The sequence below is a fragment of the Pseudomonas sp. Pseusp88 genome (assembly GCF_047303955.1).
GTDB lineage: Bacteria > Pseudomonadota > Gammaproteobacteria > Pseudomonadales > Pseudomonadaceae > Aquipseudomonas.
In genome coordinates this window covers 233,081-255,278 of sequence record NZ_JBGLYM010000005.1, presented here as the reverse complement: position 1 = coordinate 255,278, position 22,198 = coordinate 233,081, and the positions used below count along the sequence as shown (strand labels likewise).

The 22,198-nt window shown below is 58.0% G+C and carries 16 protein-coding genes, 1 tRNA gene and 6 pseudogenes; 4 read left to right on the top strand and 19 right to left on the bottom strand.

Annotation, left to right across the window (positions count from 1 at the left end):
* Window positions 1-21: 21 nt before the first annotated feature.
* Together ACCD02_RS09420 and ACCD02_RS09415 are read right to left on the bottom strand one after the other, a co-directional pair.
* Entirely contained in the window at window positions 22-441 is a 420-nt protein-coding gene (locus tag ACCD02_RS09420) for a DUF6691 family protein (protein ID WP_413300654.1), read from the bottom strand.
* Window positions 442-443: 2 nt separating this feature from the next.
* Window positions 444-878, bottom strand: coding sequence for a YeeE/YedE family protein (locus ACCD02_RS09415; RefSeq protein ID WP_413300652.1), 435 nt, complete (start codon window positions 876-878; stop codon window positions 444-446).
* 369 nt (window positions 879-1,247) lie between these two features.
* On the opposite strand from ACCD02_RS09415, the gene ACCD02_RS09410 reads away from it, so the two are divergent.
* Together ACCD02_RS09410 and ACCD02_RS09405 are read left to right on the top strand one after the other, a co-directional pair.
* Window positions 1,248-1,688, top strand: a complete 441-nt coding sequence (locus tag ACCD02_RS09410; protein WP_413300650.1) for a hypothetical protein — start codon at window positions 1,248-1,250, stop codon at window positions 1,686-1,688.
* A 29-nt stretch (window positions 1,689-1,717) separates the two neighbouring features.
* Complete coding sequence (locus tag ACCD02_RS09405; protein WP_413300648.1) at window positions 1,718-4,648, top strand: DUF4132 domain-containing protein; 2,931 nt, start codon at window positions 1,718-1,720, stop codon at window positions 4,646-4,648.
* 54 nt (window positions 4,649-4,702) lie between these two features.
* Here the strand turns inward: ACCD02_RS09405 and ACCD02_RS09400 are convergent.
* From ACCD02_RS09400 to ACCD02_RS09380, 5 genes and pseudogenes are all read right to left on the bottom strand, one after another.
* A pseudogene (locus ACCD02_RS09400) lies at window positions 4,703-5,038 on the bottom strand (ATP-binding protein); the annotation flags it as partial.
* Window positions 5,039-5,557: 519 nt separating this feature from the next.
* Window positions 5,558-5,893: pseudogene (locus ACCD02_RS09395) on the bottom strand (response regulator transcription factor); the annotation flags it as partial.
* Window positions 5,894-6,106: 213 nt separating this feature from the next.
* Window positions 6,107-7,156, bottom strand: a pseudogene (locus ACCD02_RS09390) (sensor histidine kinase); the annotation flags it as partial.
* A gap of 1,291 nt (window positions 7,157-8,447) precedes the next feature.
* On the bottom strand, window positions 8,448-9,548 hold the full coding sequence (locus ACCD02_RS09385; RefSeq protein ID WP_413300646.1) for an ABC transporter substrate-binding protein: 1,101 nt from the start codon (window positions 9,546-9,548) through the stop codon (window positions 8,448-8,450).
* A gap of 518 nt (window positions 9,549-10,066) precedes the next feature.
* Window positions 10,067-10,300: pseudogene (locus ACCD02_RS09380) on the bottom strand (hypothetical protein); the annotation flags it as partial.
* Window positions 10,301-10,305: 5 nt separating this feature from the next.
* Here ACCD02_RS09380 and ACCD02_RS09375 point away from each other — a divergent pair.
* Window positions 10,306-10,593: pseudogene (locus ACCD02_RS09375) on the top strand (TolC family protein); the annotation flags it as partial.
* Window positions 10,594-10,740: 147 nt separating this feature from the next.
* On the opposite strand, the gene ACCD02_RS09370 reads toward ACCD02_RS09375, so the two are convergent.
* The 11 genes and pseudogenes from ACCD02_RS09370 to ACCD02_RS09320 form a co-directional block, all read right to left on the bottom strand.
* Window positions 10,741-11,460 carry a FadR/GntR family transcriptional regulator gene (locus ACCD02_RS09370; RefSeq protein ID WP_413300644.1) on the bottom strand — a complete coding sequence of 240 codons (720 nt, stop codon included), beginning with the start codon at window positions 11,458-11,460 and terminating at the stop codon, window positions 10,741-10,743.
* Window positions 11,461-11,553: 93 nt separating this feature from the next.
* Window positions 11,554-11,910 (bottom strand): L-rhamnose mutarotase, encoded by a 357-nt coding sequence (locus tag ACCD02_RS09365; protein ID WP_413300642.1) that lies wholly within the window; start codon window positions 11,908-11,910, stop codon window positions 11,554-11,556.
* 81 nt (window positions 11,911-11,991) lie between these two features.
* A complete protein-coding gene (locus ACCD02_RS09360) occupies window positions 11,992-13,518 on the bottom strand; it encodes a UxaA family hydrolase (protein ID WP_413300640.1) in 1,527 nt (508 codons plus the stop codon).
* Window positions 13,519-13,532: 14 nt separating this feature from the next.
* On the bottom strand, window positions 13,533-14,687 hold the full coding sequence (locus ACCD02_RS09355) for a mannitol dehydrogenase family protein (protein ID WP_413300638.1): 1,155 nt from the start codon (window positions 14,685-14,687) through the stop codon (window positions 13,533-13,535).
* Window positions 14,688-14,697: 10 nt separating this feature from the next.
* Window positions 14,698-15,708, bottom strand: a complete 1,011-nt coding sequence (locus tag ACCD02_RS09350; RefSeq protein WP_413300636.1) for a zinc-binding alcohol dehydrogenase family protein — start codon at window positions 15,706-15,708, stop codon at window positions 14,698-14,700.
* A gap of 111 nt (window positions 15,709-15,819) precedes the next feature.
* On the bottom strand, window positions 15,820-16,173 hold the full coding sequence (locus tag ACCD02_RS09345; protein ID WP_413300634.1) for an ATP-binding cassette domain-containing protein: 354 nt from the start codon (window positions 16,171-16,173) through the stop codon (window positions 15,820-15,822).
* A gap of 292 nt (window positions 16,174-16,465) precedes the next feature.
* Window positions 16,466-16,654 (bottom strand): annotated as a pseudogene (locus ACCD02_RS09340) (mannonate dehydratase); the annotation flags it as partial.
* Window positions 16,655-16,833: 179 nt separating this feature from the next.
* The gene (locus ACCD02_RS09335) at window positions 16,834-17,199 is read right to left on the bottom strand and encodes a hypothetical protein (protein WP_413300632.1); all 366 of its coding nucleotides are present in this window, start codon (window positions 17,197-17,199) and stop codon (window positions 16,834-16,836) included.
* Between the two features lie 671 nt (window positions 17,200-17,870).
* Window positions 17,871-17,946 (bottom strand) — tRNA-Gly (locus ACCD02_RS09330).
* Between the two features lie 63 nt (window positions 17,947-18,009).
* A complete protein-coding gene (pgsA, locus tag ACCD02_RS09325; RefSeq protein ID WP_413300630.1) occupies window positions 18,010-18,570 on the bottom strand; it encodes a CDP-diacylglycerol--glycerol-3-phosphate 3-phosphatidyltransferase in 561 nt (186 codons plus the stop codon).
* Between the two features lie 134 nt (window positions 18,571-18,704).
* Window positions 18,705-19,601 carry a LysR family transcriptional regulator gene (locus ACCD02_RS09320; RefSeq protein WP_413300628.1) on the bottom strand — a complete coding sequence of 299 codons (897 nt, stop codon included), beginning with the start codon at window positions 19,599-19,601 and terminating at the stop codon, window positions 18,705-18,707.
* A gap of 99 nt (window positions 19,602-19,700) precedes the next feature.
* On the opposite strand from ACCD02_RS09320, the gene ACCD02_RS09315 reads away from it, so the two are divergent.
* Window positions 19,701-20,363: an NADPH-dependent F420 reductase gene (locus ACCD02_RS09315; protein ID WP_413300626.1), complete on the top strand. Its 663-nt coding sequence runs from the start codon at window positions 19,701-19,703 to the stop codon at window positions 20,361-20,363.
* Window positions 20,364-20,374: 11 nt separating this feature from the next.
* Here the strand turns inward: ACCD02_RS09315 and uvrC are convergent, their stop codons facing one another.
* Window positions 20,375-22,198: an excinuclease ABC subunit UvrC gene (gene uvrC / locus ACCD02_RS09310; protein ID WP_413300846.1), complete on the bottom strand. Its 1,824-nt coding sequence runs from the start codon at window positions 22,196-22,198 to the stop codon at window positions 20,375-20,377.

The window sequence follows — 22,198 nt, the reverse complement described above, 5'->3', positions numbered from 1 at the left end:
CAATGCGTAACTATCGTCTGATTAAGACGCGCGTCGGCTTTCCAGAACATAAAACAAGTACATGCCGGCCAGCATGGCTAACACGAAAGCAAGAATTTGCCAGTGCCAGGTCAGCAGAATCGCGACCGCTGGCCCAGGGCAGATTCCCGCCATTCCCCACCCTACACCGAACACCAGGCTGCCCCCGATCAAGCGGGCGTCCAACTCCCTTTTCCCTGGTAACTGCATCCGCGCGCCCAGCAAAGATTGCCTGTGCTTACGCGCCCAATTCAGCGGAATGACCGCCACCGAGATGGCTCCTGCCATCACAAGAGCGAGTGACGGATCCCAGGCTCCGCTAATATCAAGAAAAGCCAAGACCTTGGCCGGGTTCGCCATACCTGCCAACAGCAGACCCATGCCAAATATCAAGCCTGCAAAAAATGCGCTCACTTTGATCATCGTCAAACTCCCAATACATGGCGACTGACGTACACCGTTGCAAATCCGCCAGTCATAAAACATGCCGTTGCCACGATGGAGCGAGGCGATAATCGGGAGATACCACACACCCCGTGACCACTCGTGCAGCCCGAACCGTAACGTGTTCCCACGCCGACGAGCAGGCCTGCTACGACCAGGGCGGGCCACCCTGTATTAATCTCTATTTCTGGCAAGACGGTGAACGCTCCCCACACCAATGGCGAAATCACCAGGCCAAGCAAAAACAACCCCTTCTCGCTCCAGCCTTCACTGCCATATTGCATCACGCTTCCCAGCAAGCCGCTGATGCCTGCGATCCGCCCATTCACGAGAACGAATAAGCTGACGGCCAGCCCTATCAAGGCGCCTCCAGACAATGAAGTCCATGGCGTGAAGTTGATCCAATCAATGCTCATTTTGCATCTCCTGCACTTAGGGCTGGTAAAGGACGATAATGATCAATTGATCGATCCCGATGTCCATGGCTCACGGTAGTCAGGATGGTATCACTCAGCATCAGGCCATGAAGCTGGTCGAATGCACCGCCGGTTCCCGACAAGCCTCCATAACAACGCCGCGAATGCAACCTCTTGTGGCGCCGGACTCGCGGCCAATACATCAATCCACATAGCAACCGTGCGAGGTCGCGCTCGATGATTTTGACTACGCCTGGGCTGGCCGCTTTTATTACTACGCCCGAGCGACCAGCGCGATGAAGTTTTTTGCAGACCGGGATATGCTAACGCCCCATCTGCCCGGCTGACCTGGCTTGCAAAGATTGCGTTATGGAGTTCGTGGTTCATAGCTATTGCCTGAAAGGCGCACGCCAGGAGCCTTTGTTGCCCCCTGTCACCCTGACGCCTGCCTCGTCGACCTTGACGGTCGCCGAGCTCATCCGCCTGACCGTTGCCGAACAGATCGCTGCGCTTTCGGTCCAGCACTGGCTGGCACAAGTGTCGGTGCGTGAAGTGCTCGATCGCCAATACCTGAGCGAGCGGGACATTCGTCAGCAAGCCTGTGCAGGTGCGGTTGTCATGCCCCAGGCCAGCGCGCCTCCAGACCTGGATGTCAGCGTTGAGGTCGAGCGAGCGTTGAAGGGTTTTGAAAGCCGTGCGTTCCGCGTTCTGCACAACGGCGTCATGCTGCAGAGACTCGACGAGTCAATCGTCTTGAGTCCCCCTTCCACACTCGCATTCATCCGCCTGGTGCCGCTGATTGGCGGTTGATCCTCGTCGCTCACTTCCCGGATACCCTCATGCAATCACGCCGTCCCGCGCCCGAACAAGCCACACGCCTCGCTGCGCTGCGAGCATTCTGTGACAGAGCGCTGGATGACTATCCCGAGCTCAACCGATATGACGAATTCGAGCACGATTTCTGGGATGGCATCGACTTCCTGCGCATAGCTGATGACTGGGTCAGGCAGCATCCCGAGGATGGACCCCAAGCGCTAGCTGATGGTTTGGTGTTCCCGACCGTCTGGGACGATCTGGAGGACCGCCGCGATCAGCAGCGCTATGGCCTGCAATATCGACTCTGCGACGCCTGGATCACTGCTCACCCGGATGCCTATTCACAGGAGCAGATCGGTGCGCGACTGCAGCACATGCTGCAATTTGCCCTCGAGGACAGTGACTATCTGCTGCCCACTGACGAAGATGGCCCTGCCTATTACCGAAGAAGTCCGGACCAGGCCTGGGCCTTCCCTGACGTTCAGACCTGCATCAATCGCCTGAGCAATTACCCGCCTACCCCAGCCTGGCAAACCTTTGCCGAATGGTTGCTGGACGGCAGCTGGAACCGGGAACAGCCTTCTGCAACGCCTGATGAAGAAAAAAGGAAAATCGCCGACGCCTATATATACGTGCACGAGGAAATCAAGCGCATCGCTCTGCGCCTGCTGGAAGCGGGCCGCCTCGATTACCCGCGCTTCGTCCGGGCGGCCAATACCTGGGGCCGCGCCATGATGTTCTACTCAGACGACGCCGGATTGGACAGCGATGATGTGGACCTGAATCGGTACACCGATGAAGCATTCGACGAGGACGACTCAAATGACGAGGTCCCGGAAGGCGGCGGCGTCGATGATGAGTCGTCCCCGCCTGGCGGCACCGCCACGGAAGAACCCGCTGCAATGCATCCGGAACTGGCGAACTTCACTGTTCGTTATGTCGAGGACGCCCTGGCTGGATTGCCCGACAACGCCGGCAAGCTGGCAGACACCTTCCGTTCGGTAGAGGTGTATCAGACCCGCTGGTTGCTGCAGGCTCTGGCGGTCATCGAGCGACTGGGCATGACACCCGATACTTTTTTCGACAGCTTCGGCGACACGGCCGCAGTTCTCGAGCGCTTCATGCTGTTGCAGACACTGCCCAAGGACCAGTCGGCAGAGCTGCTCGCGGCGCTGACCGGGTTTTCAAGAAACACCCTGCTGACCGCCCTGCCCTATACCGGACAAGCCAGCCGGGTGGTGCTCGATGCGCTCGATTGGAGTGATCTGCAAGCCTTCCAGCGTGAATACCTGAACATTGCCCTGGCGCCTCAGGACAGCTGGGGCAGTGACCTGCCCAATACGCAGGACGAAACCGTGGGTGTGGTGGACCGCTACCTGCTGGACAAAGCGCTGGCCGAGGCCGACCCCGAGCACCTGCGCGAGTACCTCGCGGTGCTCAAACCTTCGCATTGGGCATTTCCCGAAACGCGTGTGCTGCTCGACGCCTACCAGGGCATCGGTCGACCGGTGCTGGAAAAGAAATTGACCCGCCACGCACAGGCGGCAATGCGCATCTATGGCGTACTGCCCGTCAAGGACTCGGACGACGTACGTCAGCGCTATCTGACGCTCAAGAAACTGCACAAAGAGGTGCGTAAATACGGCGCTGAACGACAGGCAAACTCCCACGCAGCGCTGCAGGCAGGGCTGGAGAACCTGGCGCGTGTCGCCGGTTATCCCTCGGCGATTCGCCTGGAATGGGCCATGGAATCGGAGATCGCCGAATCCGTCCAGACCGCTGCGACCATTGATGGCTATGACGTCACGCTCGTCATCGAAGGCCTGACGCCCACATTGCACATCTGCAAAGCCGCAAAGACGCTCAAAACCGCACCGCCTGCGATTCGCAAACACGCAGACTTCGTCGCCCTTAAAACGCAGCAGGCCCAGCTCAAGGAACAGATCGCACGCTTCTGCCGCACCCTGGAAGCAATGATGAGCAGCGGCGAAACCCTGGCTCTGGACGACCTCAGGCAGCTGTTGAAGATGCCCGCGGTGCGCCTGCTCCTGGAACAACTGATTGTGCAGGCCGACGACGTTGCACTGGGCTGGCTCGATGCCGCAACGCTGACGGTGACTGACCTTGACGGCCGCCAACACGTTGCGCAAAAGCAGCTGCGTATTGCTCACCCATTTCACCTGTTCAAAGCCGGACAACTCTCGGCCTGGCAGAAAGAAGTGGTAAGCCATCGCCGGGTGCAGCCGTTCAAACAGGCCTTTCGCGAGCTGTACCTGCTGACACCTGCCGAGCGCGACAGCGGCCTGTGGTCGAACCGATTTGCCGGCCACCGCCTGAAAGGCAAAGTAGCCGCCCGGTTGCTGCAGGTCCGCAACTGGTCGACCTCAAGCGTCGAGGACATCTATTACGAGAGCAAAGAGCACGGCATTTACGCCATGTTCAACTTTCTGGATACCGGCCATTACCTCTCGGAAACAGAACACTTTACCTTCGACACGATTGCCTTCTACCGGGATCATAAAGCCATACCCCTTGAGCAGGTACCGCCGCTGCTGTTCTCGGAAGTCATGCGTGACGCCGACCTGCTGGTCTCCGTGGCCCACGCCGCAGACGGCTACAGCACCAGCAACGAAACCCTGCAACGACGCGCCGAACTGGTCGGCGAGTTGATTCAAGGGCTGGGGTTGCGCAACGTTAAACTTGAAGGGCATTTTCTGCACATCAGCGGCCAGCGTGCGAACTACCGCATTCATCTGGGCAGCGCAGCCATCCATATCGAACCCGGCAACTACCTGTGCATTGTACCCGCAGGCAACAGCATCACGGAGTTCTACCTGCCATTCGCCGACACCGACAAGAAAATGGCCGAGGTACTGAGCAAGATGTTTCTGTTGCTGGACGACATGAACATCACCGACAGCCTGATACTGGAGCAGATACAGCGGTGCGGCTGATGCCAGCCTTCAACGCTGCGCAGCACCAGAGATGCGCCGGGCCGGTATTCATCGCTAATTCTGCTGAGCATCCAGGGGAATATCGAGGATAAAGGTTGCGCCCTGTCCGGCACCGTCGCTATGTACTGTCAAGCTGCCACCCATTTCCTGCGCGGCCAGCGCGCAGCTGTGCAGGCCAAAACCGTGACCGTCTTTGCGCGTAGTGAAGCCATGGCAAAAGATACTCGCCAGGTGCTCTGACGCAATCCCGTTGCCGTTGTCGGCCACCGTGATACGCAATACTGATCCTTCAACGAGAGAGGCGCCAAACGTAATGCACGGGCTGCGATCGATCACGCCGTCCAACGCCTGCCTGGCATTGCTGATCAGGTTCACCAGAATCAGCAGCACTCGGTGCCGGTCCAGCGACGGCAGAGGCAAGTCGGCAATTTCCTTGACCACCGTCACCTCCCGGCACGCCGGTGATCTGGCACTCATGCGCAAGGCATCGTCGATTAGCTCCGGGAGCGATACTGCCTCGACGACGCTGACAGCGACCGCATAAGACTGCTGGGCAACGACAATGCTTTTGATATGGTCAATGCCCTTGGTGAGTTGCCCGAGCTCTTCGATGATGCCTTGTTGCTCTGCCGTCACCATCTCCGCCAGCTTGAGCAGATAGTCGGGCAGCATCTTTCCTTTTTGGTCTCTGGTGAGAAAATCGCTCAGGTCATTGACGTGTTCGTTCATCAGTTGAACCACCTTGCGCAGACCCTGGACTTTGGAGGCGCGCATCTGGCTGCTGACCAGTTCTGCCGATACGTTCACGCTGTTGAGAACGTTGCCGACGTTGTGCAGCACAGAGGTGGCGATTTCGGCCATGCCCGCCTGACGGGATTTGGCATGCAGTTCGCTTTGCACCTGGCCCATGCGTAGGGCCGCGCGTACGCGAGCTTTGAGCTCCATTGGCGAGAAGGGTTTGGCGATATAGTCATCTGCGCCACTCTCCAACCCGGAGACGCAGGCCTCGCTGCCGCCGCGAGCGGTCACCAGGATCACCGGTAAATGGGCAAAACCGGCGCTGGCTTTGATTCTGGCTGTCAGGCCAAAGCCGTCGAGCTCCGGCATCATCACATCCGAGACGACGACATCGATGGGGCGACGCTGCAGGAGTGCCCAGGCTTGCTCTCCATCAGTTGCGGTGGCGACGATGTAGTCGTCCTGCAAAAGCTCGCTGAGGTAGCTAAGCATTTCCGGACTGTCGTCAACCACCAGCACTTTAGATCGCGAGGCGTGTTCCGGATGCTCCTCGTTGTCTGCACCTTGCGTCGAAGCCAGCTCGTTGCGACTGCCCTGACGACCGTCGTCGAAACGCAGGTGGCGCTGCTCGTTTGTGCTCATCGTGCTCGACGACGATCGCTCGTGCATATTGCTGACTTCGGTCGGTACAGTATTTTGCTCAGACCCCAACGGAAGTCGAACAAAGAAGCACGAACCCTGTCCGGACTCGCTGTTGACACCGACCTCGCCCCCCATCAGTTCGGCCAGATACTTGACCAGGGCGAGACCGATGCCTGTGCCGCTGTAGTGGCGCGTGGCGGAATTGTCGATCTGGGAAAAACGCTGAAACAGCAGTGGCAGTTTGTCAGGTGCAATGCCGATTCCCGAGTCTTGCACCGCGAGTTCAAACCGCTCGCCATCAATCGGAGTCACTGCCAGGTGCACGGTGCCGCCAGCGGGCGTGAACTTGATGGCATTGCTCACCAGGTTGAGAAGAATCTTCTCGAAGTGTCCCAGGTCCAGAAACACCGTGCCGAGCGCGGGATCGATGCTGCAGGTCAAGGTGCAGCCTTTGCCCTCGGCCACCATGGCGGCATCCTCGGCCAGCACGCCCACCGCCTTGTTCAGGTCAACGGGCGCGGGACACAACTCAAACTTGCCCGCTTCAGCCTTGGAGAAATCGAGGATGTCGTTCACCCGATTCATTAAACGCAGGGCGTTGCGTTGGGCGCGGTCGATTTGCACACGCCAGTCTGCCGGCGGGATGGTCGCCGCCGAGAGTTGCTCCAGCGGGGCGAGAATGAGGGTCAGGGGGGTGCGCAGTTCGTGGCTGACCGTGGCAACGAAATCGCTCTTTGCCTGGTTAGCCGTCTCGGCCTGGTTGCGCGCGTGAATGAGTTCAACGGCCTGCGCCTCCAGCACCTCGGTCTGCTGGTGCAGGGTGTCGGTCCGCTCGGCGACCATTCGTTCCAAAGAGGCCTGCACTTGCCGTCGTTCGGCGTCGGCCTCGGCCTCCAGTACCCGGATGCGCAGGGCATTCTCCTGGAATACCCGTACGGCGCGGGTCATGATGCCAATCTCGTCACCGCGTCCGGCGCGGGCGATCTTGGCGTTGAGGTCGCCAGCCGCAAGCCGGCGCATGATCGAGGCCAGGGCGACGATGGGCTGAGCGATAAATCGCGACGTACTCCAGGCGATGGCGCCCGCTAGCAGGATGGCGACGGTACCCGCAACTATCGTCGCCAGCATGCCGCGATCATTGTGGGCCACGGCGTCGGAGCGCGCTTGGCCAGCGAAGCGCGCAACCAACAGGCCAGCGCTGCGTGCCTCGTTGCGAACCTGGTCGCGCGCGCCGCTCAAGGCGTTGCTCGCCTCATGGAACCTGGCGAATGCCGCCCGGTAGCCGACAATCTGATCGCTGACCGTCAAGGACGTGGCCTTGGCTTGCAGCTCCACGGACGAAGGGAGAACGCGAGATAGACGGGAGAGCTCGTCAAGAATGTCACGCACAGCGCTGGCGGTCTCGGCCGACGGTGACAGGCGAAACGACAAGGTCTGCGCCTCCAGGGTGGCAACGCGCTCGGCGAAGCGCTTGGACAACGCGGCTGCATTGTGCAGCAATCCGGCGGCTGCCTGAATGTCGCTTGCGTCATGGGCAACCTGCCCATCCAGTTCATCCAACACTGCCTCGATGCGCTCGACCACATCGCCGACGACGGCAAGATCTCGCAAAGCCTCGCCTCCGCGCAGCTTTGGTGCCTCGCCAAGGCGCTCTACCGCCACGCCGACAGCAGCTATTGCCGCCGCCAACTGATCCAGGACCTCTTTCGCCTGCGGCGCCCCCATCACCTCGCGCAATTGTTCGACAACAGGCTGGAGTGCCGCGCCGGCGCTCCGCGCCGCAGTAGCGGCCGACTCATCACCGGTCACCAGAATTCTGGCCACATTGGCGGTGATAATTCGTTGGCCGTTGCGCAGAATATCCAGGATGCGATGGGCGCTTTCAATGTTACTCACCCGTGCCTCGTGTTCAGCGGTGCGGGCGTCGAGCCCCTTCAACCCATCGGCGATGCCCTGTTCGACGAGCATCGTCGCCTCTCGCATCCGCCCGTAGTTGGCTGTCATGTTCTCCGTTTCGCCATCCATGGTCAGGGTCGCTGCCCGCAAGGCGGCGGTCGCCGCGGCGAGCCTCTCCAGGCTGCCCTTGAGCGATTCCGCTTCGACCACAGGAATGGCGGTGAGGCCGGCGATCGCCGTCGCCACCATAGCTTCGGCCTGGGCCAGGCTTTCCTGGTCGCGCGTGGCGATGAAGTTTTCCACCCGCCCGGAGGCCCCGTTGACCGAGGCCAGAATTTCTGCGGAATGGCTGGCGGAATCCACCGCACGTACCATGCCTCGCAGGCCGTAGAGGTTCACTAGCGATACCGCCAGCATCAGGAACACCAGTGCGGCGACCGCCAGGCCAATTTTGACGGCAATGGGCCGGTCCTTGGCTGGCTTGAATCTCAGCATGGCGCTTCGCATCCCCCTCCCCCGGCCGCTACTGCTTCATAACCTCCGGCAAAGGCGCAGGCGGCGCCGTATTGTTGATGGCCGCGTCGATCATCGCCGCAACGGAAGCCTGGCTATAGAAAGGATTGGCGGCACCGCCCACCGGCATAGTGGTGAGCCAGGCGTCCAGATCCTTCGCATCGATGCGTACCAGCGGCACCTCGACGAACTTCGGCACCTGTTTGCCCGCCAGAATCTGCTGGGCTACCCAGAAACCCACCTGGGAGACGCTTGGGGACGCGGAAATGGAAACGGTCTCGTAGCCATTGGCATCGCGTTCCTGTTTCCACAGGGCGAGTTCATCCTGACGATTCCCCATCACGATAATTGGCAAAGGGCGCCCCGCCGATTTGAACGCCATCGCCGCGCCATAACCGTCGCCCCCCTGGGTAGCAACGGCATCAATGCCAGGCAGCGATGGCAGCGCCAGCGCCACCTCCTTGCGTGCGACGGAACCCGTCCAGTTTCCGTACACGGTCTTGGCGAACCTCAGGCCCGGATAGTCGCTGGCGGCCTTGCGAATGCCGTCGCTGATGTTTTTATCAGTGGCATCACCAGCAATGCCGCGAATCTCCAACAACGTTCCGTTGCCCTTGAGGCGCTCGGCGATATAGTCCATTTCCACGCGACCCATGGCGGCCCAGTTGTAGTCCACGGTATAGACGCAACGTTCGGTGACCAGGCTGGCCATGACGACCACCACGATGCCAGCGTTGCAAGCATCGCGGATCACTCCGTTGAGGGCCGTGTCGGACGCGGCCAGAATGACAATGGCGTTGACTCCCTTGACTATCATGTCCTGGATGTGGGCCGCTTGTTCCGATGCCGAGTTATTGGCACTGACCACCGGAGCCTCGCGAATCAAGCCATCCTTTTGCGCTTGAGACGCCATCTCCTGCCAGTTGCGCACCATCACTTTGCGGAAATCGCTGCCCGCGTAGGAGTTGCTGAACGCAATGCTATAGCTTGCGGTAGAGCCGCTGGCGATGCCGCCGTCGGCAGCCTGGGCTGGATTGGCGGCAACCATCGCCAGCCCGGTCACGCAGCCGGCGAAGCGCCATAAGATTTTGTGGATCGGTTTAGTATTCATGCCGTACTCCATAATGCCCGGGACTTACCAACAGCAATCTACCTGGGCCTGCCGACAGCCTGGATCGACCGCTTGATCTGATTCGAGAAGTCGGCTTGCAGATTGGAGATAGTCGACCCTGTGAAGCTTGGCGCAGACATTGAGCGTCTCCCTGTATAGCACGCGCGAGGGTTGTTCCGTATTGCCTTCGAAAAAGCCTGAAGTCCACCCATTTACTATATGTCCGGCGCAGGGTTGCCGGGCAACGACAATGATTTGAGGTCGACAGTTGAAACAGTACATTGCCTGAATGTGACTATGAGCATAGTCGCAACGTGCCAGCTCCGCGCTGTCATGGAGGATTTCAGCCAACTGATCGGCCCCCAAGGCCATACCAGCTACGACGGTTGCCCTGCATTTACCGCCTTCTAACCGCCTGCCTTTACGGCCCGGATCACTGCTCTACGCCAATCCTTCATCCGACACATAGTTGAATGCCGCGTGGTGACTGATCAGTGATCCGGGACCAGATTGGCCGATCAGGCAGGATGGGCGGGTGTCAGGGCCTGCTTCGGGGTGTCAGGTTTGATCTTGAACCAGAGGGCGTACATCGCGGGCAGGAACACCAGTGTCAGCACGGTGCCGGCAAACGTACCTCCGATCAGGGTGTAGGCCAGCGTGCCCCAGAACACCGAATGGGTCAGCGGGATGAACGCCAGCATCGCCGCCAGCGCCGTGAGAATGACGGGGCTGGCGCGCTGCACAGTGGCAATGATGCAGCCAGGCATCGGCGGTATTGGGACTCCGCTGGAGGCTGTTCGACTTTGGCCGCATTAACGCTCAGATTGACCTGGCCAAGGGGCAGGAAGCTGAAGCGTTAGCTGCCTATCGCCAATCGGTACTGCGAGCGTCCGAGGATTTAGAACGCGCATTTTCCGCACTGATCAACCGCGAGCAGCAGTCTAAACATCTTGCACAGGGTGAGGCTGCTTTTACAAAAGCCCGGGACAGATCGTTCACCGCCTATGAAAAAGGCGTGGTGAGTCTGATCGAAGTGCTTAATGCTGCAAGGTGGAGGGGGAAGCGGCGTATCGATTTGCGCGCACCAGGGCGATGGTTGAGCTTGAAAAGATATGCACAATGAGGGACTCATCAAAGCCTGGGGTTGCGGTTCAGGTACGGTTTCCGGAAAAGCGACATCCTGTTCTCTCTTTCAGATGTTCTGCAAGAAAGCGTTTCTTTCCATACCTTCGAGCCAGCGACTCTCCGACTGCTTGAGGTGGTAGCGCATGGCGGTTTGTGCGCCCACTAAATCCCTGGCCTGGACTGCATCAAGAATGGCTTCATGTTCAATCACTGCGGCAGCCCAGGTACCACGGCTTTCGGCGTGTTCCGTAATGTGAGCAGATATCGGGCTGTGCCTTTCATCGAATAAAGCGCAAATGATTTTAAGCAGCGCGGTGTTACCGCTCATCTTGGCGAGCCGATAGTGAAACTTCCGGTCTTCATCAACAGCCTGCGTGCCTGTTACAACGCCCTCTCGCATACCGTCGATACAAGCCTTTAAATAGCGATAATCCGCTTTAGTGCCATTCATGCAAGCCATGACAATAGACTCGCCTTCAATAATAGCGCGGGCCTGCATCAATGCGGATGGACTCTCCCCAAACGTGGAGGTTTTACTTTTTGCGTCGAGCAGCTTCTGGCAAACATAAATCCCAGATCCCATTTTGATCTCGATGCTGCCGTCTATTTCCAGAGCAATGAGTGCTTCACGCAATGAGGGTCGAGATACCCCGAGTATCTGGACAAGATCACGCTCTGCCGGGAGACGAGAGCCCGCCTTGAATTCTCCCTGACGTATTCGGTCCCTGAGACGATCAGCGATGATTTGGTAGACCTTGCGTTCAGCGGGTATCTTTTCTTGGGGCATCGAAGGAAATCCGTGATTATCGCTAAAAGATTACCATAGGAAAGTCCTGTTCTCTGCAGACAGTCGCTTACGGGCTGGCGTCTCTAAGCGAGACTATTGGATCGCGTCGCAGGCGCTTAATCTGAAAAGCTCCTTGGACAGTTTCCATTTTCCTCCTGCGGGGCCTGATATTGCGCACTGAAAGCGCCACATCAGTTGCTCCCACTCCTGCACTTTCGGGTTGCTGGCTTCCATTGCCGCCAGGCGTTCAAAGGAAAAGTCATCGCTGGCCTCCAAAAGCATGACCAGTCGATTTTGATAATGCCAAATAGTCATGTCCTTCACACCTGCCAGGCGCAAATGATCCAGTACCTCAGGCCATACCGCCTGGTGGTGCATCTCATATTCGGCGATCAGAACAGGATCATCCTTGAGGTCGAGTACTTGGCAATATCTCATAGTGGCGAGCACGGATGAGTGTCGGTTTGTTTAGCGAGTTCCGTTGCCTCTGCGCAGGTCACGACACTCATCATCGGCGCTATTACGTTCATGTCACATCACCGCCCCGATTTGCCAGGGCAAAAACTCATTGTCGCCCATGCCGTTTTTTTCGCTGCACGTTTTGCAGCCCGAGGCCGTTGCGATCATCAACTCGAACAGTCTGCGACCTGCACGGGTCACTGACTCATGACCCGTGACAATCTCGCCAGCGTTGAAGTCCATATCCAACTCCATACGATGAAACAGTTCGGTATTGGTCGCGATTTTCAAGGAAGGCGTTGGCTTACACCCGTAGGTCGAACCCCGTCCCGTCGTAAAGCAGATAAGGTTGGCGCCTCCCGCAACCTGGCCGGTCGCCGAAACCGGATCGTAGCCGGGCGTATCCATGAATACCAAGCCTTGGGTCTTTACCTCTTCTGCATATTGGTAGACGTCCATCAGCCCCGTCGTTCCGGCTTTTGCCACGGCACCCAGTGATTTTTCAAGAATAGTGGTAATCCCTCCGGTCTTGTTACCCGGTGACGGGTTGTTGTTCATATCTCCACCGTTGTGCAACACGTACTTTTCCCACCACCGCACACGCTGCATCAATCGATCAGCGATATCCGGCGTGGCGGCCCGCGCGGTAAGCAAATGTTCGGCGCCATAGATTTCCGGAGTTTCAGACAGTATTGCCGTGCCTCCTTGACGTACCAGCAGGTCAACCGCCTCACCTAACGCCGGATTTGCACTGATACCCGAGTAACCGTCGGATCCCCCGCACTGAAGGCCAACGATCAGATGACTGAGCGGCTGCGAGGTGCGCCGTACCGCGTTGACGATAGGAAGCATGTCTTTGATGAGCGCGATGCCCTCCTTGACAGTTTCCCGCGTTCCGCCAGCCTCCTGGATAATCAGGCTCGACATGAGGCGACTTGGACGTGGGCTCAACTCATCCATCAGGGGCACAAGCTGATTGACTTCACAGCCGAGCCCAATCAACAAAATACCTGCAAAATTAACGTGGTTGGAGTAACCCAGCAGCGTGCGCTTGAGGATGTCCATTCCCTCCCCTTTTGCGCCCATGCCACATCCGCTGCCGTGGGTAATTGCAACGACGCCGTCAACCTCCGGCCATTCGTTGAGGGAATCACCCTTGAAGGCTTCGGCAATTTGCTTGCAGACGGTGGCGGAGCAGTTGACGCTGGAAATAACGCCGATAAAGTTGCGCGTACCGACACGGCCGTCTTCTCTCAGAAAACCTTCAAAGGTCAATGGCTTTTCAACCATGGAGGTAGGCCGATATACGCTTTTCAGCGTCTGTGACGAAGCGTCTGAAGGCATGTCCAGGTTATGGACATGGACATGATCGCCAGGGAGCAGGTCTCTCGTTGCCTGCCCTATTACCTGACCGTATTTATGCACGAGGCTACCGGCCCTGATCGCTCTGAGCGCTATCTTATGGCCTGAAGGGATGAGGTCTTGCGCAACGACAGTGACGCCGTCGACGCTCGCCTCTGCCCCCTTGTCGAGGGCTGTCCGGGCAATGGCGACATCGTCGTCAGTTGCCAGAATAATTAACGGGCTGAGTACTGCCATTTTCTGGATCCTCATTAAGCAAGCGTCACTGAGTGGCCGCTCGAGAGCGCTTCATGTAAACGTGGTTGAACCAGTTCGGGACAAACCTGTGCCGCCAGCTTTATCAACGGCAAGATCCGTCTACGCTTTTTCTCTTCATGGTTCTGGGCGATGTCGACAATACGGTGTTGGAGAAATGGATTGAGCAGGCGATCCTTGACGGTGGCGAGGTAAGCTTGAGCGATCTCGCTTTTGCCCAGCGCACTGAAAACCGGTAGCACTTCTTGCGCCCAAACCCCTTCCAGGTCGGCCCGCAACACAGGATCAGTCATGGCATGGTGCACTGTTTCGTCCTGGGCCCGCCCCTCGCCAAGCCAGCGTTCGGCAAGGTAGCTATGACCAAGATTGAGCAGGAACAACTTAAGCTGCTCAAACTGTTCAAGGTCATCGGTTAAAACCACCGCAGGGTGCGAACAGGGCAACGTCAACCCCGCCTGACGCTCAATCGCCCATAACGCATAGGGTTCTGCTACCGCGCCGATGGGTTGAATGGGTTCGGAAACGATGCGGTCAACCAGTGAGTTGGCCCATAGGCACGTTTTGGACAAGTACCGAATAAACGCTTGATCCAGGTTCCACTCAGCCGCCAATGCCACGATCAGGTCCCGCAGCACATCGCCGTTACGCACAACTAATTCACATGGGAACAGGGATATCGCAGCCATAGGTTTTTCTGACCAACGACCATGCAACAGCACGAGCAGTTTTGCAGGAAAGCTCCTTGGCGTCGGCGAGTCGGGTGCAAGCAAACTTGCGTTGTCGAGGTGGTCCAGCCGATAGCCACTGTCGCCGGTATTGGAGATGACCACCTGAATGTCGTCTGTAAATAGCTGGCGCAACGATGCCCATTCAGACTCCGCGTGGACGGCCCGTTGCACTGACGAGGACCAATGAACTTCGTCGACTTCGCGACCATCCTGGATGCCCTGGACTTTTACTGGATAAGCTTTTCCTGACGCCAACGCAGCCACTCGCCGCGCACTGTCAGGGTTGCCCGTGGTCTGTACGACAGTAATCTTCCCCAACGCTTCACCACGCACCAGCGCATCGGACACGAAGAGATCGACATGGGCCTGAAGAAACCGGCTGGTACCGAACTGCAGAATTGGAGCAGCATCTGACGCGATCATTGCCAGGCTCCTAGCACTCGATGATTGCCTTGACGACGCCCTGCGACGGGTCCAGCAGCGTCGAGAACCGGCTCACGACATCGACGAGTTTCATCCGGTGGGTATTGAGCGCGGCATCCGGTATCAGGCCCTCGCGCAGACACTGCTGCACATAGTGAAAGTCCTCGGCGGTCGCATTACGGCTGCCGAGCAACGTCGCTTCCCGTTTGTGAAACTCTGGATCGGCAAACGTGATGGTGTCCTTCACGACTGAGATCATCACGTATTTGCCTCCGTGGGCAATGAACTCAAAGCCCCGCTCCATCGCTTTGGCATTGCCGGTGGCATCAAATACAACATCAAAGAAGTCGCCGTCAGTAATCGCCGAAAGTTGTTCCTTGTCGCGGTCACCGACCATCACCGTGGTGTCAACCTTGAGATGTTCACGGCAAAACTCGAGACGGTCACCACGGGTGTCCAGAACGCTGACCACCGCGCCCCTGAGCTTCGCGAAAATCGCCGCAGCCATGCCTATAGGCCCTGTGCCCACTACCAGCGCGCGTTGACCGGATTGAATGTCGGAGCGCCTTACGGCATGTGCGCCAATGGACAGAAACTCGATCATTGCGGCTTGATCGAGGGTGATCCCGTCAGCCTTGTGTACAAATTGATTGGGCAGGCTGAGGTACTCAGTGAATGCGCCATCGCGATGCACACCAAGCACCTGGATACGTGTGCAACAGTTGGTTTTGCCCTGCCTGCATGCAATACAAGTTCCACACGAGATATAGGGCATTACATACACCACATCGCCTGCCGCCAAGCCACTCGCGGCGTCACTCTCCTCAACGACTCCTGAAAATTCATGCCCCATCACCCTGGGGTATTCAAGATAAGGCTGATTTCCGGTGAATATATGCAGGTCGGTACCGCAGACCCCTACACGCCTGATTCGAATCAATGTTTCGCCATCACCACGGATCGGAGTTTTACGCTCCAGAGCAACCAGCGAACCCGGCTTTTCACAAATAACTGTCAACATGATTATTCCCCGATCCACTCCTGTTGAGTGGTTGGTTGTCGATGAAAGGGCAGACTCAGGACTGGATAAGCGCGGGTCGAGCGCAATCAATCCGATAAAAAAGACAGGCGTTCACTCGCGCGTGTCCGAGAGCAGTTTTCGCTGGTCAATGAATCCGAATTTCACAGGCTCTCTTGCCAGGTACACGTTTTCAGCGACAGACAGATGCGGTACCAGATTCAGTTCCTGATGGATGATTGCAATACCAACCCGCTCGGCATCACCCACCGATTGAAACATTCGTTCTTCACCCAGATAGGCAATTGTCCATTCGTCGGGAGCCAGTTGCCCACTGATGACTTTCATCAAGGTCGATTTGCCGGCTCCATTTTCGCCGCATATCGCATGCACCTCTCCTTCGTTGAGGCTAAGCGACACACCGTTCAACGCGAGCACACCGGGAAAACGCTTGACGATGTTTTTCAATTGCAGACAAGGGGGAACCGGGGGCGGTTGAAAGGCAGGCTCAGGAGGCCGAGATGACAAGACATTCAAGGTGGCGTTCTCATTTATTTTTATTAAAGGTCTAAAGACCCATTAAGAAACTGCACTCCCCGCAATCTACGCTTGAGAAAAATTATTGGCAAGACCAATTTTGTATTTTAAGAATTGGACAGACCGGTTTGATTTTTTCAGCGGCTGCTGAAAGCAAAACCCGCATTCAAATGCGTGAGGCAAGCGCAGCCGCACGCCCGCTACAGGCGCGGCTGCCAAGCTGTCAGTCAGTCTGTTGGCGCACAGCCAAGTGCACACCGCGGATTTCTGCCAGGTCATTGAGGCGACCGAACAACGAATAGCCGGGGTTGCTTTTAGGGTGTTGATCGTCGAGCAGTTGATGCGCATGGTCCGGACACAGCGGCAAGCGGGGGCCGCCTTCGCGTTCAGGTCTGCGCTTTCGCGCCACCAGGTAACCTCAATGGGCAAATGATTTACTGGTGCGACAGCCGCCCCGCGAGGCGGCTGCGGTCCTGGATGAACTGGCTAGCCGGATATTCATAACCAAGGCTGGGCGCGTCAGACTCTTTCAGCAGCCATGACCCTATAAACCAATCTGACGCTTACTTCCAGGCGCCTCGTCGACAGGGCTTACCGTACCTGGTAAAGCACAGCAGCCCCTGGCTTGGGTTCGAAAGCCGGCACAGTGCGCTGCTCAAGTGGCATACCCTTGGCATCCCAAACCAAGGTGGCAGACGGGTACTCGTCCCTGCGGGTCATGGCGTCGATCTGCTTGGCGATCACCTCCGAGCTTGCGGACACTTCGGGGTTCCATTCGAATACGCCAACTCTACCGTAGAACACAGCCGGCGCGTCTACATCGAGACGCCGATCGGGACACATGACCAAGCCGCGATCAAGCATAACCCGCAACGCGCCGACAGGCACCGCCTTCACCGTGGGCGTGGTGCGCTCGGTGCTGTGGCCCGGGCAGACATTGGCCGAGCGAGTAACCATGTCCTCGACCACTTGACGATCGGATTGAGCCTGCGCCGAAAAGGCAACGGCAGACAGCGCGAGCACTACAAGATTTGACTTCCAGAGCACGTGAAACCCCCTATGGAAAAAATACTCCAACGTTGCGGACCGCCCCCATGTAAGAACCGTCCGTTGCCATGGGGGCACTCTTGAAGACTACCAAGACATTGGTTTGTTCCACTTGCTTATTGATAACCCTGGCTCTGACCAACCGCCATTCATCTGCATGCACAGCCAGGTTTGAGAGGGGGCACGTTGTGCCGTCGATCAGCGCAATGGCCTTCGGGTGATGCGCTTCTGCTTGCCTGCCCACTAGTAACTGAAATACCAGATCTTTCCCCACGGGCCGTCTCATTGAGCGCAAGCCCATCCGTGTCGCCGAGGGAGTAATCGTTACTTGCCGAACGGTGATATCCGAGAGTGCAATAGCGAGCGCCTGATCAGAGTCAGGGCCAGATGCTCATCTCGCTATCCAAGCTGCTCCAGCAACAAACTGATTCAGTGCCTGTCCGAATTCAAGACTCTCATTCAGGACTTAAAAACACTGGATAGTGCTGGATTTCAGCATTTCCCGCCGGAACGAAAAAAGGACCCGAAGGTCCTGATTTCAATCGCTTGCAGAATTCAGTGAAACTCTGCAGCGCTATATTTGGAGCGGGAAACGAGACTCGAACTCGCGACCCCGACCTTGGCAAGGTCGTGCTCTACCAACTGAGCTATTCCCGCGTCTTGGTGATGGCCGCTATTCTAGCGTTTCAAATTATTACGTCAACCCTTTGTTTTAAAAACTTATTTTTTTTCTGTGGTGGTCTTCAGGTGCGGCCACGCCGCACGCATGTATTGCACCATGGACCACAGAGTCAGGCCGGCGGCAATCATCAGCAGGATATAGCCCAGCACTACCCAGAAGGTCACGGCCGGCGGATTGGCCAGCAGGATGACCAGGGCCAGCATCTGGGCTGCGGTCTTCCACTTGCCCAGATTGGATACCGCGACCTGGGCACGGGCGCCCAGTTCGGCCATCCATTCACGCAAGGCGGAAATAACGATCTCACGACCGATGATGACGGCGGCAGGCAACGTCAGCCAGAGGTTGGCATGGGCCTGAACCAACAATACCAGGGCCACGGCGACCATCAGTTTGTCAGCGACCGGATCGAGGAAAGCGCCGAAAGGCGTGCTCTGCTCCAGGCGGCGGGCCAGGTAGCCGTCGAGCCAGTCGGTAGCGGCGGCCACGGCAAATACTGTACTGGCGGCGGTATAGCTCCAGTGGTACGGCAAATAGAACAGCAGGATAAAGATCGGAATCAGGAGTACGCGAATTACGGTGATCAGATTAGGGATATTCATCGGCACAACTGGCTGCGAGGTGAGCGGGCATTTGACTCAGAAAGATATCTGATGAGACCTGTTACCGCATTCTACGGGCTTCGCCTGGATCGTGTCTAAAAAAGTTCCAGAGCCCCGCTCTTCAAGCTGTGCCCTCAACCGCCACTGAAATGCGCAACGGCAGCATCGATAAAGCGCCTGAGTTTGGCGGTCATTTGCCGGTCCCCCCGATACAACAGGTGCATCGGTCGACTGGGGCCCTCATATCGGGGCAACAGCCTGATCAACTGTCCGCCAGCCAAGGATGGCTGCAGAAAATCCGCAGGCCCAAGCACAATGCCGAAACCATCCAGCGCCGCCGACAACAGCGCCTTGGTTTCATTGACCCGCAAACGACTGCGCGCGCTCACTCTGTATAGCTGCTGCCCCTGGCTGAACTGCCAGTGATTGTCTGCGGGCCGCGACCAGTAAACGTAACCCAGGCATTCATGTGCAGACAAATCAGCAGGTACTTGGGGAGTGCCGCGCTCGGCCAGGTAGGACGGCGCCGCGCAGGCGATCAGACGATAGGGAGCCAACGGCCTGGCAATCAGGCTGTCGTTGACGATAGGACCGATACGAAATACCGCCTCGTAACCCTCCTCCACCAGATCGACAGCACGATCGGTCAGGTTCAGGTCAATCTCCACTTCCGGATACTGGCGCAGGAATGCCGTGACAAATGGCATCAGACTATGAGCACCAAAGGTAACCGGTGCACCAATGCGCAGGCGGCCACGGGGCGTCGCACTCATGACCTGCGCCAGCGCGTCAGCCTCACCGGCTTCGGCGAGGATATGTTTGCAGCGTTGATAATACGCAGTGCCCAGTTCGGTGAGGCTTTGTCGTCGCGTTGTGCGATTGAGCAACCTCGCACCGAGGCGCAACTCCAGCGCAGCAACATGCTTGGCGACCATTTGCGCCGACATGCCCAGTCTTAGCGCAGCACTGGCGTAAGAGCCCGACTCCGCCGCCACGACAAACGCCTCCATACTGGTCAGCCGATCAATCATTCCCTACTCCCAGTAATTAATTTACCGCCCAATCACTCATTTATCGCCAATACGAACTGAATCATTCTAAACCTCCAATCGATGAGAGGAGTGCAGAACATGCGTGTAGGCATTATCGGAGCAGGTTTTATCGGACGCGCCGTGGCGCAATTGCTGCTGGCGGCCGGGCACGAGGCGATGCTCAGCAATTCGCGGGGACCGCAGACACTGACCAGCGTGGCTGCGGGTTTACAGGGGAGTCAGATCGGTACTGTCGAACAGGCCGCATCGTTTGGCGAGGTAGTATTGGTGGCGATCCCTTTTACCCACTATCGCGATCTTCCGGCCTCACTCTTGGCGGGAAAGATAGTCCTCGACGCCAACAACTACTATCCCGACCGCGACGGTCATATCGCCGAACTGGACGGTTTCGAAACGACCACCAGCGAGATGATTGCCGCGCATCTGTCCGGCGCGCGGCTGGTCAAGGTGTTCAATGCCATCCTGGCCCAGGACCTGCTGGACGACGGCCGCCCTGCGGGAGATCCCGACCGCCGTGCGCTGCCCATCGCAGCCGATGACCAGCAGGCAAAAGAAAAAGTGATTCGGCTGCTCGACGAGCTCGGTTTCGACGCAGTGGACGGCGGCGAACTGAAAGACAGCTGGCGATTCGAGCGCGCCAAACCGGCCTATTGCATTGCGATGAACAGAACTGAACTCATCGCGGCATTGGCCGCCGCCGAGCGCGATGTCGAGCTGCCGCACGGTTCCTGGCGCCACTGAAACATGCCGCGCTATTCGCTGTGCAGATTGGCGTAGATCGACTCGGCGAGTTTCCTGCTGATGCCCGGCGCCTTGGCGATTTCCTCGATGCTGGCCCGGGACAGCTCCTGCAGACCACCAAAATGCTTGAGCAGGTCGCGACGCCGGGTCGGCCCGACACCGGCGACGCCTTCAAGAGTCGATGTACGACGGGTCTTGCCGCGACGGGCGCGATGACCGGTAATGGCAAAGCGGTGAGCCTCGTCGCGAATCTGCTGGATCAGATGCAGCGCGGGTGAGTCACCAGGCAAGGTGAATTCATGGGCCGCGTCGTTCAGATAGAGGGTTTCGAAACCGGCCTTGCGCGTCGTGCCCTTGGCCACGCCGAGCAGTATCAGATCGGGTACGGCCAGTTCATTCAACACATCCCGGGCCATGTTCAACTGGCCCTTGCCGCCGTCCACCAACAGGATATCCGGTAGCTTGCCCTCGCCCGCCTTGAGTCGGCTGAAACGTCGAGTCAAGGCCTGATGCATGGCGGCATAGTCATCACCTGCCGTCACACCTTCGATGTTATAGCGCCGGTAATCAGCCTTTATCGGGCCTTCCGGACCAAACACCACGCAGGACGCCACCGTCGCTTCGCCACTGGAGTGGCTGATGTCGTAACACTCAAGCCGCAGCGGCGGTTCGTCGAGATTGAGCACATCGGCCAGGGCCTCGAAACGCGCGGCCACATGCAGTCGGTTGGCCAGGCGTGCGGACAGAGCCTGCTCGGCATTGGTCACCGCCAGTTGCTGCCAGCGGGCCCGGGTGCCACGCACACGATGACTGATGGTCATTTCCTTGCCACGTGACGCTTCGATGGCCTCGATCAGGGCCGGGAAGTCATCGTGAACCACGTTGACGATCACTTCGCCGGGCAGCTCGCGGTCGACACCACCGAGGAAATACTGCGCCAGGAACGCCGACATCACTTCGCCGACCTCCTCCTCGATCCCCACCTGAGGGAAGAAATTCTTGCTGCCCAGCACGCGGCCACCACGCACGCTGATCAGGTGCACACAGGCGCCGCCCGGGTTGACGAAAGCCGCAACCACATCGACATCGCCACTGCCACCTTCCATGCTTTGCTGGTCCTGAACCCGGCGCAACAGGGAAATCTGATCGCGCACCTGGGCCGCATGCTCGAAGTCCAGGCTCATGGCAGCCTTTTCCATTTCGGCGTTCAACTCGTCGGTCAGGGCATTGCTGCGACCTTCGAGAAACATCACCGAGTGGCGCACATCCTCGGCGTACACCTCAGGCTCGACCAGCCCGACACAAGGCCCTTTGCAACGTTTGATCTGATATTGCAGGCAGGGTCGGGTGCGGTTCTTGTAATAGCTGTCCTCACACTGGCGAACCAGAAAGGCTTTCTGCAACAGGCTCAGGCTCTCACGAATCGCCCCGGCGCTGGGGTAAGGCCCGAAATAACGCCCCTTAGCCTTTTTCGCTCCGCGATGAATGCTCAGGCGCGGGAAGGCTCCATCGGAGAGAAACACATAGGGGTAGGACTTATCGTCACGCAGCAGAATGTTGTACGGTGGCCGCCACTCCTTGATCAGAGTCTGTTCAAGTAGCAGGGCTTCGGTTTCATTGGCCGTGATCGTGGTTTCGATCTGCGCGATGCGCGCGACCAGTGCGCTGGTCTTGGGCGCGTGGCCAGTCTTGCGAAAGTAACTGGCCAGACGCTTTTTGAGGTCTTTGGCCTTGCCCACGTACAGCAGTTTTTCCTCGGCATCGAACATCCGATAAACACCGGGGCGGCCACTGCAGGTAGAGAGAAAGGCACCTGGATCGAACGCTGTCATCAT

Excerpts from the sequence above, each read along its gene's own strand:
- uvrC (WP_413300846.1), bottom strand. The coding sequence starts at position 22,198 with ATGATGACAGCGTTCGATCCAGGTGCCTTTCTCTCTACCTGCAGTGGC.
- ACCD02_RS09320 (WP_413300628.1), bottom strand. The coding sequence starts at position 19,601 with ATGATTGATCGGCTGACCAGTATGGAGGCGTTTGTCGTGGCGGCGGAG.
- ACCD02_RS09360 (WP_413300640.1), bottom strand. The coding sequence starts at position 13,518 with ATGGCAGTACTCAGCCCGTTAATTATTCTGGCAACTGACGACGATGTC.
- pgsA (WP_413300630.1), bottom strand. The coding sequence starts at position 18,570 with ATGAATATCCCTAATCTGATCACCGTAATTCGCGTACTCCTGATTCCG.
- ACCD02_RS09420 (WP_413300654.1), bottom strand. The coding sequence starts at position 441 with ATGATCAAAGTGAGCGCATTTTTTGCAGGCTTGATATTTGGCATGGGT.
- ACCD02_RS09335 (WP_413300632.1), bottom strand. The coding sequence starts at position 17,199 with ATGGTTACTCGCTCGGCCAATGTCTGCCCGGGCCACAGCACCGAGCGC.
- ACCD02_RS09405 (WP_413300648.1), top strand. The coding sequence starts at position 1,718 with ATGCAATCACGCCGTCCCGCGCCCGAACAAGCCACACGCCTCGCTGCG.
- ACCD02_RS09315 (WP_413300626.1), top strand. The coding sequence starts at position 19,701 with ATGCGTGTAGGCATTATCGGAGCAGGTTTTATCGGACGCGCCGTGGCG.
- ACCD02_RS09350 (WP_413300636.1), bottom strand. The coding sequence starts at position 15,708 with ATGTTGACAGTTATTTGTGAAAAGCCGGGTTCGCTGGTTGCTCTGGAG.
- ACCD02_RS09415 (WP_413300652.1), bottom strand. The coding sequence starts at position 878 with ATGAGCATTGATTGGATCAACTTCACGCCATGGACTTCATTGTCTGGA.
- ACCD02_RS09385 (WP_413300646.1), bottom strand. The coding sequence starts at position 9,548 with ATGAATACTAAACCGATCCACAAAATCTTATGGCGCTTCGCCGGCTGC.
- ACCD02_RS09370 (WP_413300644.1), bottom strand. The coding sequence starts at position 11,460 with ATGCCCCAAGAAAAGATACCCGCTGAACGCAAGGTCTACCAAATCATC.
- ACCD02_RS09355 (WP_413300638.1), bottom strand. The coding sequence starts at position 14,687 with ATGATCGCGTCAGATGCTGCTCCAATTCTGCAGTTCGGTACCAGCCGG.
- ACCD02_RS09410 (WP_413300650.1), top strand. The coding sequence starts at position 1,248 with ATGGAGTTCGTGGTTCATAGCTATTGCCTGAAAGGCGCACGCCAGGAG.